The organism is Streptomyces sp. NPDC053069, assembly GCF_044546895.1.
Classification (GTDB): Bacteria; Actinomycetota; Actinomycetes; order Streptomycetales; family Streptomycetaceae; genus Streptomyces.
This window is the reverse complement of the sequence record NZ_JBITZN010000002.1, coordinates 291,961-307,406: the sequence shown is the minus strand read 5'-3', so window position 1 is coordinate 307,406 and position 15,446 is coordinate 291,961. Positions and strand designations below refer to the sequence as shown.

Below are 15,446 nucleotides of genomic sequence, written 5' to 3'. Positions count from 1 at the left end.
GGTCAGTACCAGTGGTTGGCCGACCAGAACGACCAGGCCTGGCAGGGGCTGCCGTACCGGCTGTTCATGTAGTTGAGGCCCCACTTGATCTGCGTGGCCGGGTTGGTCCGCCAGTCGGCACCGGCCGAGGCGTACTTGCCGGCGGGCAGGGCCTGGAAGAGACCGTAGGCACCGGAGGAGGCGTTGACCGCCTGGTAGTTCCAGCTGGACTCGTGGTCCACGATGTTGCTGAAGCACTGGAACTGGTCGCCGGCCACCATCTGACGCGCCATCGCCTGGATCTGCGCGACGCTGTAGCTGCTCTGGACCGGGAAGCTGGAGGAGTCGCGCGCGGCGGAGCGGCTGGCCGCTTCCTTCTTGGCCTCGGCGCGCTCCTTGGCCTCCTTGGCCGCCTGCTCGGCCGCCTGCTTCTTCGCGATCGCGGTCTCGGCAGCTGCCTTGCGGGCCGCCGCCTCGGCGTCCTTCTTGGCGCTCGCGTCCGCGGCGATGGCCTGGGCGTCGGCCTGCTGCGTCAGGGACGCGGACTGCACCTGGGCCTGCTGGCCCGCGGGTATGTCCGCGAGGAGCGTGGTGTCGGCTGCCGTCGCCTCGGCGTCGTTGTTGTTCTGCTGCGCGACGCTGCCCGAGGCAACTCCGACGACGCTTCCGACGGCGGTGACCGCGGTGGCCGAGGCCACTGCGAATCCCCGGACCGAAATCCGGCTCACACGGTTTCCTTCCAGCATCGCCCGCTTCGGTGACCCTGGCGGACGCAATCGTGCCCCTGACACTGGCCTCCCAACTGCGGGGTCACGGGAGGCACGGGCCCGGTGGGCAACTCCCCGTGAGGGAGCGCCGCGTGGTGCTCGGGCGGCATACGACGAACTCTATGGAGTTGGTGGTGCTTCTGGGGCGCCGTACCGCTGGGGGTACAGCTGTGTCGTATGCGGGGCCTGACAGGACTGAGACTCTGCCGTAACCGGACGCCGGGTGGCAATTCTGCGTTGAGTGTGAAAGCTCACATCCCGTTTGGCCCCCGGGATTTTCGGAAAGCTCCACACGCCGAGGCGCCGCCCGGCTAGGCTCTTGGCCCTTTGCCGGACGGCGCCAACTTCCGTACGAGGTGGGTCAGATGTGACCGTCCTCCAGCATTTCGGTCACAAGCGCAGCAATCTGGGACCTCTCGGACCGGGTCAGCGTGACATGCGCGAAGAGCGGGTGCCCCTTCAGCTTCTCCACGACCGCGACCACACCGTCGTAGCGACCGACACGCAGATTGTCCCGCTGTGCCACGTCATGGGTGAGAACCACCCGTGAGTTCGCGCCGATTCGGGACAGAACGGTGAGAAGGACGTTCCGTTCGAGCGACTGCGCCTCGTCCACGATCACGAACGCGTCGTGCAGCGATCGGCCGCGGATGTGGGTGAGCGGGAGCACCTCCAGCATCCCGCGCGCGGTGACCTCCTCGATGACCTCGCGGCTGGTGACCGCGGACAGCGTGTCGAAGACGGCCTGCGCCCACGGGCTCATCTTCTCCGCCTCGCTGCCCGGCAGATAGCCCAGCTCCTGCCCGCCGACCGCGTACAGCGGCCGGAAGACCATCACCTTCTGGTGCTGGCGGCGCTCCAGGACCGCCTCCAGGCCCGCGCACAGCGCCAGCGCCGATTTGCCGGTGCCGGCCCGGCCGCCCATCGAGACGATACCCACGTCCGGGTCGAGGAGCAGATCGAGCGCGATGCGCTGCTCGGCGCTGCGGCCCTTGATGCCGAACGCCTCCCGGTCCCCGCGCACCAGGCGGACGTTGCCCTCGGCGGTGATGCGGCCGAGGGCCCTGCCGCGCTCGGACTGGATGGTCAGGCCGGTGTGCACGGGGAGGTCGGAGGCCTCCGGGACATACACATGGCCTTCCTCGAAGAGGATGTCCACCTGTTCGCCGGGCAGCGTCAGTTCGGACATTCCGGTCCAGCCGGAGTTCTCCGTGATGGCGAGTTCGGCCCGGTACTCCTCGGCGAGCAGTCCCACGGAGGACGCCTTGATCCTCAGCGGCAGGTCCTTCGACACGACCGTGACGTCGTACCCCTCGGCCTGCAGATTGCGGGCCACCGCGAGGATGCGGGAGTCGTTGTCCCCCAGGCGGTAGCCGGTGGGCAGCACGCTGGGGTCCGAGTGGTTGAGCTCGACACGGACGGTCCCGCCCAGCTCCCCGATCGGGATGGGGGCGTCGAGGCGACCGTTCTTCACCCGGTAGTCGTCCAGCAGGCGCAGGGCCTGGCGGGCGAAGTAGCCGAGCTCCGGATGGTGCCGCTTGGCCTCCAGCTCCGTGACCACCACGATGGGGAGCACGACCTCGTGCTCGTCGAAGCGGGTCAGGGCGTTCGGGTCGGCCAGCAGGACGCTGGTGTCGAGAACATAGGTGCGCCGGTCTGGCTTGTGGCGCTTTGTGCTGGTCACCACGGAAGGACGTACCCCCTCGGATGAGGTCGGGGAGCGACGAGGCTGAGCTGGACCGGTGTCTGGCCCCCGCGTACGGCGGGCCGCGAACCGGCCCTCCGCGGCTGCTTCCGTGCAGTGACCGCACGATCGGGCTGGTGCAAAGGGCCTCCCGGGCGGACGGCCCCGAGCCGCCCGCTGAGATCCGACACCCGTGGTTCGGGTGTCGACCTGCTTGGCTTATGCCCTCGAACATGCACCGCCATGCAAAAGTGGCCAACGGCGTGCCGGTGAACTCCTCGTTACATCCGCCCGAATCGGGGTAAGGCGAACGCCCCGCCGGCGCGGCGGCCGACGGGGCGTTCGGTGTGACTCAGCCGCCGTAACGGCGGTGACGTGCGGCGTAGTCGCGCAGTGCGCGCAGGAAGTCGACCTTGCGGAAGGCGGGCCAGAAGACCTCGCAGAAGTAGTACTCGGAGTGCGCGGTCTGCCACAGCATGAATCCGGACAGCCGCTGTTCGCCGCTGGTGCGGATGACGAGGTCCGGATCGGGCTGGTCGCCGGTGTAGAGGTGACGGCCGATCATGTCGATGTCGACGGACTCGGCGAGGTCCTCCATCGTCACACCCTTGTCCTGGGCGTCGAGGAGCATGGAGCGCACGGCGTCGGCGATCTCCTGCCGCCCGCCGTACCCGATGGCGACATTGACGAGTATGCCGTCGATGGGGGCGGTGGCCTCCTCGGCCTCCTTCAGGGTGCGCTGCATCCCGGCCGGCAGCAGGTCCGTCGTGCCGACGTGGTGGACGCGCCAGCGGCCGTCGGCCGCGAGGGTGCGGACGACATCCTCGATGATGCCGAGCAGCGGGACCAGTTCCTCCTGGGGCCGGTCGAAGTTGTCCGTGGACAGCAGCCACAGGGTGACCACCTCGACGTCGGTCTCGGTGCACCAGCCGAGGAATTCCTCGATCTTCTCGGCGCCGGCCCGGTGGCCGTGGACGGTGGTGGAGCCGGACGCCTTCGCCCAGCGGCGGTTGCCGTCCATGATGACGCCGATGTGCTTGGGCACCTGGTCGTGGTCCAGGTGGCCCTCCACCCGGCGTGCGTAGAGCCTGACGAGCAGGCTGCGCAGGTTGTCGCGCAGGTTCACGTGGCCCTCCGGGGGTTTGGCGTGGGGGTCGGTGCGTACGGTTGCCCGAGCCGTTGAGCCTACCCCCGCTGGGGGCTCGGTTCTGGCTCGGGGTTTGGGGATTGGGCATCGGGGTGGGTGCGGTTTCGCCGTCGAGTGCGGCTGCGTGGTGGTCGAACGCGCCCTCGCGGCGGAGGCCGCATGTCGGCACAGTCCCGCGCCCCTGAGGGGGACGCTCGTCGCGTGCCCGGAGGTTCCCGGAGTTCCCGGCGAGAGGCCCGCCGTCCGCCGGGGACGAAAAACGGGCCGGTCCGTGGGGGGGAGACGGACCGGCCCGAGGGGGGGTTTCCACCATAACCCTTCGTAAGGGATGGTGGGTGCATCGGCGGCGCACAACTACTCTCCGAAGTCGCCCGGCGACGCCCCGCTGGTCGCGGAATGGCGGATTCAGAGAGGTCCCCTGGCCGGTTCACCACGGAATCCCAGGGAAGACCGGTCGGATACGAAATGATTCAGAGAGATTCCGGAAGGTTTGCGCCATCTTGAGGGCGGATCGACGGGCTGCCCCCAGGGTCCCCCCGACGGGCTACCCGGTCGGCGAATCCTGACTTGACGGTTCCGCTACGGCAAGCGGGAGGATCCCCGGTTTCACGGCACCGCGCAGCCCCCTCCACTGCGCGGTGCCGCCCGCGCAGCTTTGCTTGCGCGAATAACCTTGGTCTGAACTTACGTGACCGGTGGGGCGGATGTGAACCAGAGCCGATAACAATGTGGAAACTGCCTCAGCGCGCCGGCTTGCGGAGGTCGAAGAGATGCCGGGAGCTGTGCGCCACGAAGGGGCCCTCCTGCTCGATCCGCTCGTGCAGTGCACGCAGTTGAGGCTCGTAGGCCTGCACCGTGAAGCCCGGGACCATCCACACCACCTTGCGCAGGAAATGGACGACGGCGGCGATGTCGTGGAACTCCATCCGCAGCCGCTCCGCCCGCAGCCCCGCCACCTCCAGTCCGGCCGCCTCGGCATCGGCCCGCTCCCGCTCGGGGTCCCGGGCGGTCCGCACCTCCTGCGGCTGCGGCCCGAGGAAGTGCTCGACCAGCTCGAAGACGCTGGCCGGTCCGACATGCTGGGCGAAGTACAGGCCGCCGGGCCGCAGCACCCGGGCGATCTCGTCCCAGTGCGGGCGCACCGGATGCCGGCTGAGCACCAGGTCGAACGCCTCGTCGGCGAACGGCAGCGGCGCGTCCTGAGAGGCGGCGACGACCACCACGCCGCGCGGCCGCAGCAGGGCGGTGGCCCTGGTCACGTTCGGCGGCCAGCCCTCCGTCGCGGCGACAAGCACCGGCCGGGCCGGGGCTGCGGTGGCGAGGGCGAAGTCCAGCACCTCACCGCCACCGGTCTGGATGTCGAGCACGGCCTCGGCCCCGGCCAGCCGCTCCCCCGCCGACACGGCGTATCCCCATGAGGGCCGCTCCTCGCTCGCCCGCCCCTCGAACCAGGAGAAGTCCCACCCCTCGGTCGGCACGGCAGCACCCTCGGCGACGAGGTCTTCGAAGGAACGCTGCACTGCCATGCCCTCCATGATCGCAGGATGCCGCCGACGCGGCCTGCCGATTTCCGCCCGATGACACCGACCGACCGGGGAGCTGCCGGGGCGCGGGGATCGAGGTCATGGGGTCGCCTCCGGGCGCGCGGCGGGGTGCAGGACCAGCAGGATGTGCTCGTCCTCCCCGTGCCGGACGGTGCCCGCCCGCTCGAAGCCGTGTCTCTCCAGCAGACGAACGGACGCGGCGTTGCCGCGGAACGGATCGGCGTACAGGGGCCGTACGCGCTCCAGCTCCAGGAAGAGACCGAGCGCGCGGGTGCCGACGCCACGCCCCCAGTACGGCCGCCCCAGCCAGTACCCGACGTACCGCCGCCCGTCCTCCTGCGTCCAGGAGACGACGTTCCCGGCGACCTCCCCGCCCACGGTGACCGTCCGCACGAGACAGTCGGGATCGCCCAGCACGCGCTCCCGCCAGTGCCGCAGGAAGGCGTCCCGGGGCCGGGGCGTGAACCTCGACCGCCGGACCGCATCCGGGTCGTGCTCATGGGTGAGGAAGACGAACAGGTCGTCGTCCGTGACACCGCGCAGGCTCACTTCGCCGTGCTCATCGCGCTCGTCCGTCATGCCAGGCAGTGTGGCAGCGGCCACTGACAATGCCTCGCGACCTGCGATTACGGCACCAACGGCCGGACCGCCTCCGCGGCGAAACGCACGAATCCCTCCGGGTCGGGCTCGTCCCCGGTCGGCTGCAGCACGACGGTGTCGGCACCGGCCTCGGCGAGCCGTCGTACGGCCGCGGCCACGGCGCCCGCATCCCCTGCCACGCCCACGTCCGTGGCCGACTCCAGCCCATCGGCGGCGAGTTCGGTCCGCAGGCGGGCCTCGGCGTCGGGACCTGTGGTGGCCAGCAGATGGACGACGACCTTGTGCGGCTCGCCGCGCCCCGCCTCCCGCTGCCCCTCCTCGATGAGCCGCCGGGCCTGTCGTACGCCGTCCGGGGAGGTGGCGGCGGTGAGGAGCGTACCGTCGGCCTTGGCGCCGGAGAGGCGGAGCGTACGTGGCCCGGTGCCGCCGGCGAAGACCGGCACGGCACGCTCCGGCGGCCAGTCGAGGGCGACGTCGTCGAGGGAGACGTACCGCCCCTGCACGGTGAGCCGTTTCCCCGTCAACAGGGCGCGCAGGGCGTCGAGATGCTCGCCGAGGAGGGTGAGCGGCGAGGCGGCCCGTGCCCCGACCTGCCCCATCCAGTCCTGCACGCCGTGCCCGACGGCGACGGTCGCGCGGCCGGGGAACATCCGGTGCAGGGACGCGGTCTCCATCGCGGTCACGGCGACGTTCCTGAGGGGCACGGGCAGCAGCCCGACACCCACGCGCACGCGCTCCGTCCACGCGAGCGCCGCGGCGGCCGTCGAGATCCCGCCCTCCAGGAAGCAGTCCTCCCACAACCACAGTTCTTCGAGCCCCACGTCGTCCGCGGCACGGGCGACGGCCCGCAGACGCTCGGGCGGTAGCTGGGGGCGGAACACGACACCGAGTCCAGTCATTGGGCTCTTCCTAGTGGGGAGGAAGGGAGATGACAACCGGATTTTCCGGGAGGAGAGTTGGCGGCGTCGAGGGGCGAGGAGCCGAGGAGCCGAGTGTCACTGAGGGGAGCCATGGGACGTCGCTGGCGGGACGGCGCGGGAAAGCTGATCGTGCCGGGGAGCGAGGGAGGGGGCGACCCGGTGACCCTTCCCTTGGAGATCGCGGCCTCGTACCGGGCGCGGACAAGAGGGCTCCTGGGCCGGGACTCGATCGCCGGGGCGATGCTGCTGTCACCGGCCGGCGGAGTGCACACGTTCGGGATGCGCATCCCCATCGACGTCGCCTACCTGGACCGCCAGCTGACCGTCCTGGCCGTCCGCACCATGCAGCCCGGCCGTCTGGGCCGCCCCCGCCTGCGGGCACGGCACGTACTGGAGGCGGAGGCGGGGGCCATGGCGGGGTGGGGACTGCAGAGGGGAGTGCGAGTGACGGTGGAGGCGGGGTAGGGGCTCCGCTTCTCGTCGTCTCGGCGGATCCCTGAGTCAGCCGCCCGAACGCGGGAAGGACACCTCGACCCGTCGGTTCTTCCTCCGGCCCTCCTCCGTGGAGTTGTCGGCGATCGGGTACTGCTCGCCGTAGCCGCGGACCTCGAAGGTGATGTCCGGGTCGTTCAGGTCCTGGTCAAGGACGGCCTGTACGGCGTTGGCGCGCTGCCTGGACAGGATGTCGCCGTGGGCGGACGAGCCGAGGTTGTCGGTGAAGCCGAAGACGCGGACCCGGGTCGCGTTCTGTTTCTTGATCTCTTCGGCGATGGTGGCGATACGGGCCTTCGCCTCGTCGCCGAGCCTGGCGCTGTCCCTGCTGAAGAGGACTTCGGCCTGAAGCGCGAAGGTGACATCGGCGTTGGTGTCCTCGCGGCGCTCGTCCCCGCTCTGGTCTTCGACGACCGACTTGATGTCCAGCACCTTGGGCGCGGCGAGGGTGGCGCCCTCGGGGAGCTTCAGGTCGGGGTCGGTGGCGTCGATTTTGACGGGCGCGGCGGCGGAGGGGGCGGTGCCGGGGGGCTGACTCGGGTCCGTGTCGCCGGCGTGGGCGGGGGTGGCGGTGAGGAGGAGGGTGGCGGTGAGGGCGAGGGTGGCGGGGAGGCGGGGGGTGGTCACTTGGCTTCACCCGGAGATCTTGATGGTGGCGCTGGAGAAGGTGGGCAGTTGGAGGGTCAGCTCATTGGTGTCGTCGGGTGGTGAAGGGAACTGCATGAAGACCGGCAGCGACTGGCCTCCCTTGAGCGTGCCCAGGCCGGTTGTGGTGAGCGGGCGGCCGTCTGTGTCGCGCAGTACGTAGTAGCGCTTCTTCCCTTTCGAGTCCACGAGGGTTGCTCCGCCCAGGGACGGGCCGTTCTTGGTGATCTCGGTTTCATTGCCGCTGAGGGCGGCCGGGATGAGTAGATCCTTTGCGCCATCGTTCTTCAGGGTGCCGTTCACCGTGACGAAGCCACCGGAGTCCCGTTGCGCGGAGCCGATCTGGAGAAGCAGGCCGTCCGAACCCTTCAGTTCGGCCAGCGGCTGTTCCGACTGCCCCTCCTGGGTGCTCGGGCCGGAGCGAGAGGTGCCGGAAGCGGACGCTGAACTCTTCGGCTCCTTGTCGTCGCTGCCACCTCCACCGCAACCGGCCACACCCACGGCCAGACCAGCCGCAACGGTCAATGCGACCATCCCCCTGCAGGCCTTCGCAGTGAACCGAATGCTCATCGCTCCGCTTCCTTCGTCATTGTTCGTTCACCGGTGAGTTGGCCAGGTGGACGTCGAAGAGGTCTTCGGGCTTCGGGAGCCCTGTGGTGTCGTCCGGTTTGAGATGCCAGACCTTGCCGTCCTTGCAGGCGAGATCGGGCAGCTCGGCACCAACGGCGGCGAGCTTGAACCAACAGCGGCGTTGGACCTCGGCTGTCGCGTGAGCCGTTGACTGGTATTTCTCGCTACCGGGTACGACGGAGCGACCAACGGTCTTGTTCGTCGTCACGTCGACCTGGTATTTGAGCAGGGCCGGCACAAAGCAGTGCCCCAGCGAGGCATCGTTCTCTGTCGCGAGTTGGCCGGCCCGTCGGCACGGGTGGTCGGGGTTGTCGAGCATCACCTTCCCGTCGAAGATGTCCGGCCACCGTGTCGGATCACGCAGCGCCTTGACCCACTGATCCGTCAGTTGGCCCCGCTCGTCCTGAGCCGCCGCCAGCGCCGCCGCGTCCGCCGCCGTCTGAGCCCCGCTCCGGTTCACGGCCGCCTGTCCGACGGCAAGGTAGGCCAGCGCAAGAAAGAGCAGGCCTGCCACCACCGTGAGGTAGATGGGGAAGGCCTGCCCCGCGTCGCGATATGGAGGAATCAGCCGCCGGTGACCTCGCTGATCTTGTTCCTGATCGCATCGAAGATCGTCTGCCCGATACTCGTCCCCGTGATCGCCAACACGATCGCCACCACCACCGCAATGATGCCGAGGTACTCCACCGCGGTCTGCCCCCTGTCGCTGCGAGCAACACGGGCCTGCAGGTATGCGACGGTGGTGTTGAACCAGTTGCTCATGGTGGTCCCCTCCGGGTTCGCCTCCGATCCGGAAAACGTATGCCGGGCGCCGGGCCCCGTCGGAGGGTCCCAGGGCCCAACCCCGGACCCATTCACGGCCCTTGCCGCTTCCCCGCGCCTCCACCTCAGGCCACCCCCAACCACTTCGCGGCCGCCTGAGACCGGGTGGTGGTCTGGAGTTTGGCGAAGATGCGGTTGATGTGGTTCTTGACCGTCTTCTCGGAGATGAAGCAGGCGGCGGCGATCTGCTGGTTGGTCATGCCGGACGCGATGAGGTCCATGATCTCCGCCTCCCTCGTACTCAGCCGGGAACGTGAACGGGCCGAGTCTTCCATAGAGGATTGCAGTTGCGAAAGGGTTTGGGCGGGGGTTTTCCCTAAATCGGCCGGTACTTGGAGTTCCGCGTGTGCAGGTGCACTCGATCGCAGGTCGGTCAGCAACGCCTTTGCCGCCCCCGGTGTCACATGCGGCCGCCCCTCGCCGACATCCCGCACCGCCCGCACCAACTGCTCCGTCGTGAACTCGCCGTGCACCAGGTATCCCCCCGCCCCCAGCCGCAGCGCCTCCCGCACGGTCTCCGGCTCGTGGCTGTAGGTGAGCATCATGACCGGCGCCAGCCGCACCAGGTGCGGCAATGCCGAGATTCCGTCGACTCCGGGCATGCGGACGTCGAGGAGGATCACGTCGGGACGGTGTCGCAGGGCGGCCTCGTAGGCCTCGCGGCCGTCCGCGGCCTCCGCCACCACCGTGGTGTCCTCGCGGCCCGAGAGCAGGGCCGTCAGACCCGCCCGGACCACGGGGTTGTCGTCGGCCACCAACAGCCGCAGCGGGGGAGGCGGCGGCGCGCAGGGCTCCGGCCAGGGGTGACTGTGCTGCATGGTCTGCCTCCTCTCAGGGGCTTTCGGGGGTTGGGCCGGGATGGTGCGGGGCCGGCAGGGGGAGTTCCACGCGGACCTCCGTGCCCCGTTCGTGGCCGCCTCGGCCGATACGGATCCGGGCGCCCGCCTGTGCGGCGCGTTCCACCATGCCGAGCAGACCGAAGTGGCCACGGTCACGGAGTCGTTCGAGCGTCGTGCCGGGCGGCAGGCCCCGGCCGTCGTCGTGGACCGTGAGGCGCAGCACGTTGCCGTACACCGCCGCGTGGACGTCGACGCGGGTCGCGCCCGCGTGCCGGTGGGCGTTCTCCAGCGCTTCCATGGCGATGGAGAAGAGGTTGCGGGCCACGGGCGCGGGCAACGGGGGAAGCGCCGGTGGCGTGGGGTCCGCATGCGGGGCCGGCGGCCAGGAGCAGGTGACGCGGAGGCCGGTGCGCTGCGCGAAGTCACGGGCCGACGCCCACAGTTCCGACCACGGGGTTGTCTCCCCCGGTGCGTCCGGGCGCTCTCGTCTCAGGTCCGTCAGGAGTTCCCTCGACTCGGCCGCCGCCCTGCGCGCCGAGCGGGACACCAGTTCCGCCTGTTGCCGGATGCGGTCGGGGTCGGGAGCGTCCGCCGAGGCCGTCGCCGCCAGGCCGTCCGCCGCGAGGGCCACGCCGTAGAGGGTCTTGGCCACGGAGTCGTGCATCTCGCGGGCCAGTCGGGCGCGTTCCGCGCTCACCGCCTCCGCCGCCGCCAGGCGGGCCCGGACCGTCGTCAGGGCCTGGGTCGCCGCACCGAAGCGGAGCATCAGGTTGCGCAACGTCGAGCCCATGGCCCCGGCGATGATGCACAGGCCGGGCAGGAGCAACGCCTCGGCGACCGGCGCGTGGCGGTCGGCCTTCAGGGTGGCGTGGACCAGCAGCAGGATCAGGGACTGGAGCGAGGCGAAGAACGCAGCGCCGCGCCAGCTGTAGACCAGGCCTGCCAGGAGCGGGGTGCAGACGCTGACGTAGGCCAGGGTGGTGTCCGGGCCGGCCGAGATCAGAAGGAACGAGCCGAAGACGGTGTCGGCGGCCAGGAGGCTCGGGTGGCGCAGGAGGAGCGGGCCGAAGCGTTCCCAGTCGCGGAAGAGGACGTAGGACACCATGAAGGTGGCGACCACGGCCGCGCCGACCAGGCGTACGCCCAGGCCGGGGGCCGCGTTGAGCAGGGCGGCGGGCGCGGCCAGGGCGATCATGGCCAGGCGGAACCCGAAGACCTGCCGGCACATCGCCTGCAACGCGCTGACCTGGATCTTCTCCGAGGGTTCGGCAGTGGCGGAGGGGGTGGCGTGCTGCGTCGTACCGGCGGTCGAGCTCCGGCGCCGGGGGAACCGGCCCGCCCTCCCCTTCAGCCGGCTCAGGCGGCCCTCGAAGAGCGAACTCCCTCCACGCCCCGTCCACCCCGTCACCGTCATGTCCGCCTCACTTCCCCGTGAGGGAGCCGAAGTCCACTCCGGAGCCGAGGATCAGGCCCGCGCCCAGCAGGAGCATGGTGGCCGGGACCATGAACGTGGTGATCATCAGCGTGGCCTTGGGCACCCCGCGGGCGGCCTTGCGGCGGGCGTTCTGCGCGTCGGTGCGGCGCATGTCCTTGGCCAGGGAGACCAACGTGTCCACGATGGGCGCGCCCAGCTCCTCCCCCTGCTGCAGTGCCGTCACGAACATCGCCACCTGTTCCGAGTCGTTCCGCCGCCGCAGTTCCGCGAAGGCCTGGCGGCGGCTCATGCCCAGGTCCATCTGGCGGAGGGTGATGCGCAGTTCGTCCGCCCAGGGGCCCTCGTAGCGGGAGGCCACCCGGTCCAGTGCCTGGCGGAAGCCGAGCCCCGCGCTGACCACCACCGCCAGCACGTCCAGGAAGTCCGGCAGGGTGCGCTCGATGACGTCCTTGCGGACCCGGATCGCCGACCAGATGCCCACCTCCGTCCAGAACGCCCCGAAGAGCAGGAGGAGCAGGGCCACGAACCACTGGCCGCGGAGCAGGAAGACGAGGAAGCCCACGCCGCCCAGTGCGCCGTACACCGCGCGGCGGGCCGCGTAGCGGTCGATGGTCAGGCCTCCGGGGTTGCCCGCGAGGTCGATCCTGCGGCGGTACTTGGCGACCAGGCGCGGGCCCATCAGGCGCAGCACGGCGGGGGCGTAGCGCATGCCCATCCGGTCGATGACCGAGCCCACCGCGCCGGTGCGGGTGGCGCCGACCTCAAGGGCCACGGCCAGGTCGCCGGGGAGTTTCGCGTCCGCGCGGTACATGCGGACGCCCGCGAAGGCGCCCCAGACGCCGAGGCCCATCAGCAGGGCGAGCAGGAATGCGAGCATCGGGTCACCTCCCTCACACATCGATCCGGCTCAGGCGGCGGATGAGGACGAAGCCGACCGCGTACATCGCGAAGGCGATGAGCACGCAGGCCTGGCCGACCGGTGAGCCGGTCATGCGGGCCAGCGCGCCGTCCTTCACAGCGTTCATCAGAAACAGCGCGCCGACGCCCAGGACGGGGACGGCGTACGACGTCATCGTCACCTGACTCAGCTGGGTGCGGATCTCGCGCCGGGTCTCCTTGCGTTCCTCCAGGGTCTCGGTGAGGTTCCGCAGCGCGGACACGACCTGGCCGCCGGCGCGGTTCGACAGGACCAGGGTGGTGACCAGGACGACCAGCTCGCGGGACGGCAGGCGGTCGGCGAGTTCACCGAGCGCGTCGTCGAGGGAGTGGCCGATGGCCAGCTGGTCGGCCACCTTGCCCAGTTCCTGGCCGGCCGGGGCCTCCAGTTCCTCCGCCGCCATGCCGATCGCGGTGCGCAGGGCGAGGCCGGCCTGGGTGGCGTTGGCCAGGATGCGGGCCAGTTCGGGGAGTTGGTTGATGAACCGTTCGATGCGTTTCTGCCGCTGCCAGTTGAGGAACTGGACCGCCGCCCCGATGCCGAGCAGGCCGGCCAGGGGTCCGAAGAACGGCGCCAGGGTGGCCTGGCCGATCAGCCAGAGCGCGGCGACCGTGCCGAGCATGTAGACGAAGAACTCGCCGGGGGTGACGTCCAGGCCGGTCGCCGCCAGGCGCAGCTCCAGCCGGCGGCCGAGGCGGGTACGGCGCAGCCGCCGGTCGAGGTCGCGGAAGCGGCGCCGGCGGCCGGTCGCCGGGACCGGGCCGGTGTGGGTGAGCCGGTCCACGAGGGCGGCGCGCCGGGCCCGGCCCGAGGCGCAGGCGTGCACGCCGGCCACCGCCAGGACGCAGGCCAGCAGCGTCACGCCGGTGGTGAGCTGGACGAGGGTGTGCAGTTCCATGGGTGGCCTACCTGGCTTCTCGGGTGGCGAGCTGGTCCGCGGAGTGGGCGACTCCGAAGGCCTGCGGGACGGGCTGGCTCGCCATGTAGAGGCGGTCGGCGGTACGGCGGGGCAGCGGGAAGTACTGGAAGGCGCCGTACACGCGGCCGTCGGGGGTCATGGGCCGGGCGTCGAACCGGGCCACGGTCGCCAGCCGGTACGGCTCCCCGCCATGGCTGTCGAGGAGCGCGATCTCGGTGATCCGGCGGGCGCCGTCGGCGAACCGGGTGAGCTGGACGATGACGTCGACGGCGCTGTTGATCTGGTCGTGCAGCGCTACGAAGGGGACCTCGACGTCGGACATGGAGGCGAGGGTCTGGAGCCGGGTGAGCGCGTCCTCGGCGCTGTTGGCGTGCACCGTCGCGAGCGATCCGTCGTGGCCGGTCGACATCGCCTGGAGCATGTCGAGGGACTCGCCGCCGCGGACCTCACCGACCACGATCCGGTCCGGGCGCATCCGCAGGGAGTTGCGGACCAGGTCGCGGATGGTGACCTGGCCCTTTCCCTCGACGTTCGGCGGCCGGGACTCCAGGCGGACCACGTGCGTCTGCTGGAGCTGGAGTTCGGCGGAGTCCTCGATGGTGATGATGCGCTCGTGCGGCGGGATGAGTCCGGACAGGGCGTTGAGCAGGGTTGTCTTCCCGGTGCCCGTGGCGCCCGACACGATGATGTTGAACTTCGCCTGCACCAGCCCCGCCAGCAGATACACCATGTGCTCGTCCAGCGAGCCGAAGGAGATCAGCTCCTGCAGGGTGAAGGAGCGCGGGAAGCGGCGGATGGTGAGGATCGGGCCGGTCAGCGACAGCGGCGGGATGATGACGTTGACGCGCTCGCCGGAGGGCAGGCGGGCGTCCACCATCGGGTTCGACTCGTCGACCCTGCGGTTCACCGTGGAGACGATCCGCTCGATGGTCTGCATCAGCTGGTCGGTGGAGACGAACCGGAGCGGCAGCTGCTCGACGCGGCCGCCTCGCTCGACGAAGATCGCGTCGGGGCCGTTCACCATGATCTCGGTGATGGACGCGTCTTCGAGGAGGGGCTCCAGGATGCCGAGGCCCAGTGCCTCGTCCACCACCCGGCGGATCAGCTGAGAGCGCTCGACCGTCGACAGCACCGGGCCCTCACGGCTGATGATGTGCCCGAGCACCCGCTCCAGCCGGGCCCGGCGCTCGGCGGCGGCCAGCGAACTCATCTCCGCGAGGTCGATCTCCTCCAGCAGCTTGGCCCGGTAGGAGGCGACCAGATGCCCGTCCTCGCCCCGGCTGCCGTGCTCCTCCGGGGTGCTGATGCGTGCCCTCAGGCTCATGGGGTCGCTTCTCCTCGGTCAGTGGTCGCGGGGCATGGTGGCGGTCTTGGTGGCCTCCCCGAAGTTCCAGAAGATCTTGGGGATGCCGACCCTGGCGGTGACGGTGACCGAGGCCTCCCCTCCCCCGGTCTCGTCGCAGCTCACCTTGAGGGCGCCACTGACGGCTTCGGAGCACGCCTGCGGCACGTCCTGCCGCAACGACGCCGCCCGCGCCCCCGCCCGCGCCGCCGTACTGGCCTGCTCGGCGGCGTAGGCGATCGCCCCGATCTGGATGCCCGCCATGGCCACGATCAGGAGGACCGGGATGAACCCGAGGTACTCGACGGCGACTTGGCCCCGGTCGCTTCTGCGGCGACGCATCTCAGTCCTTCACCTCCTCGACGGCACCGGCGTGGCCGGTCACGTGGGCCGGGAAGTCGATGAGGCCGGGAAAGAGGACGGGCACCTTGAGCCGCACGTCCACGGTCACATAGCCGGTCTGGTCGCACCCGCTCACCTTGGCTCCCCCTTGCCACGCCTTCGACACCTGCTTCAGGGCCGCCTGTTCACACACCGCCTGCCGCTCCCCCCGCGGCGCCGCGGTCCCTGCCCGCACCCCCTCGTCCGCGGCGTTCCCGGCCAGCGTGAAGGTGTATCCCACGAGCACGGCCTGCCACACGAGCACCAGCGTCAGGACGATCAGCGGCGTCATCCCGAGGAACTCGATGCTGACCTGCCCCCGGTCCCGGTCCCCGCCCGGCCTTCTGCTTCTCATCGGAGCGC

At 70.4% G+C, this 15,446-nt stretch carries 17 protein-coding genes and 1 pseudogene; 1 reads left to right on the top strand and 17 read right to left on the bottom strand.

Annotated elements, in window-relative coordinates:
• Positions 1-2: 2 nt before the first annotated feature.
• The 6 genes and pseudogenes from ACIGXP_RS05055 to ACIGXP_RS05030 all read right to left on the bottom strand — a co-directional run.
• Complete coding sequence (locus ACIGXP_RS05055; RefSeq protein ID WP_363217438.1) at positions 3-707, bottom strand: transglycosylase SLT domain-containing protein; 705 nt, start codon at positions 705-707, stop codon at positions 3-5.
• Between the two features lie 400 nt (positions 708-1,107).
• Positions 1,108-2,433, bottom strand: a complete 1,326-nt coding sequence (locus tag ACIGXP_RS05050) for a PhoH family protein (protein WP_363217439.1) — start codon at positions 2,431-2,433, stop codon at positions 1,108-1,110.
• Positions 2,434-2,782: 349 nt separating this feature from the next.
• Positions 2,783-3,556 (bottom strand): isoprenyl transferase, encoded by a 774-nt coding sequence (locus ACIGXP_RS05045; protein WP_363217440.1) that lies wholly within the window; start codon positions 3,554-3,556, stop codon positions 2,783-2,785.
• A 761-nt stretch (positions 3,557-4,317) separates the two neighbouring features.
• Positions 4,318-5,103, bottom strand: coding sequence for a class I SAM-dependent methyltransferase (locus ACIGXP_RS05040; protein ID WP_399764121.1), 786 nt, complete (start codon positions 5,101-5,103; stop codon positions 4,318-4,320).
• Positions 5,104-5,199: 96 nt separating this feature from the next.
• Entirely contained in the window at positions 5,200-5,700 is a 501-nt protein-coding gene (locus ACIGXP_RS05035; RefSeq protein ID WP_399764119.1) for a GNAT family N-acetyltransferase, read from the bottom strand.
• Between the two features lie 305 nt (positions 5,701-6,005).
• Positions 6,006-6,620 (bottom strand): annotated as a pseudogene (locus ACIGXP_RS05030) (LLM class flavin-dependent oxidoreductase); the annotation flags it as partial.
• A gap of 111 nt (positions 6,621-6,731) precedes the next feature.
• On the opposite strand from ACIGXP_RS05030, the gene ACIGXP_RS05025 reads away from it, so the two are divergent.
• On the top strand, positions 6,732-7,106 hold the full coding sequence (locus ACIGXP_RS05025) for a DUF192 domain-containing protein (RefSeq protein ID WP_363217444.1): 375 nt from the start codon (positions 6,732-6,734) through the stop codon (positions 7,104-7,106).
• A gap of 36 nt (positions 7,107-7,142) precedes the next feature.
• On the opposite strand, the gene ACIGXP_RS05020 is transcribed toward ACIGXP_RS05025, so the two are convergent.
• The 11 genes from ACIGXP_RS05020 to ACIGXP_RS04970 form a co-directional block, all read right to left on the bottom strand.
• Positions 7,143-7,760: an OmpA family protein gene (locus tag ACIGXP_RS05020; RefSeq protein WP_399764115.1), complete on the bottom strand. Its 618-nt coding sequence runs from the start codon at positions 7,758-7,760 to the stop codon at positions 7,143-7,145.
• Positions 7,761-7,766: 6 nt separating this feature from the next.
• Complete coding sequence (locus ACIGXP_RS05015) at positions 7,767-8,348, bottom strand: hypothetical protein (RefSeq protein ID WP_363217446.1); 582 nt, start codon at positions 8,346-8,348, stop codon at positions 7,767-7,769.
• A 16-nt stretch (positions 8,349-8,364) separates the two neighbouring features.
• Positions 8,365-8,976, bottom strand: coding sequence for a pilus assembly protein TadG-related protein (locus ACIGXP_RS05010; RefSeq protein WP_399764848.1), 612 nt, complete (start codon positions 8,974-8,976; stop codon positions 8,365-8,367).
• The gene (locus tag ACIGXP_RS05005; protein WP_363217471.1) at positions 8,973-9,170 is read right to left on the bottom strand and encodes a hypothetical protein; all 198 of its coding nucleotides are present in this window, start codon (positions 9,168-9,170) and stop codon (positions 8,973-8,975) included. Before ACIGXP_RS05005 ends, ACIGXP_RS05010 begins: the two co-directional genes overlap by 4 nt.
• Positions 9,171-9,295: 125 nt before the next feature.
• Positions 9,296-10,048, bottom strand: a complete 753-nt coding sequence (locus ACIGXP_RS05000) for a response regulator (RefSeq protein ID WP_399764112.1) — start codon at positions 10,046-10,048, stop codon at positions 9,296-9,298.
• Positions 10,049-10,061: 13 nt separating this feature from the next.
• The gene (locus ACIGXP_RS04995; protein ID WP_399764110.1) at positions 10,062-11,483 is read right to left on the bottom strand and encodes a sensor histidine kinase; all 1,422 of its coding nucleotides are present in this window, start codon (positions 11,481-11,483) and stop codon (positions 10,062-10,064) included.
• A 7-nt stretch (positions 11,484-11,490) separates the two neighbouring features.
• Complete coding sequence (locus ACIGXP_RS04990; protein WP_399764107.1) at positions 11,491-12,381, bottom strand: DUF5936 domain-containing protein; 891 nt, start codon at positions 12,379-12,381, stop codon at positions 11,491-11,493.
• Positions 12,382-12,394: 13 nt separating this feature from the next.
• Positions 12,395-13,339: a type II secretion system F family protein gene (locus ACIGXP_RS04985; protein WP_363217449.1), complete on the bottom strand. Its 945-nt coding sequence runs from the start codon at positions 13,337-13,339 to the stop codon at positions 12,395-12,397.
• A gap of 7 nt (positions 13,340-13,346) precedes the next feature.
• Entirely contained in the window at positions 13,347-14,684 is a 1,338-nt protein-coding gene (locus ACIGXP_RS04980; protein ID WP_399764103.1) for a CpaF family protein, read from the bottom strand.
• 18 nt (positions 14,685-14,702) lie between these two features.
• Positions 14,703-15,044, bottom strand: a complete 342-nt coding sequence (locus tag ACIGXP_RS04975; protein WP_399764100.1) for a TadE/TadG family type IV pilus assembly protein — start codon at positions 15,042-15,044, stop codon at positions 14,703-14,705.
• Between the two features lies 1 nt (position 15,045).
• Entirely contained in the window at positions 15,046-15,438 is a 393-nt protein-coding gene (locus ACIGXP_RS04970) for a TadE family protein (protein WP_363217452.1), read from the bottom strand.
• Positions 15,439-15,446 lie beyond the last annotated feature (8 nt).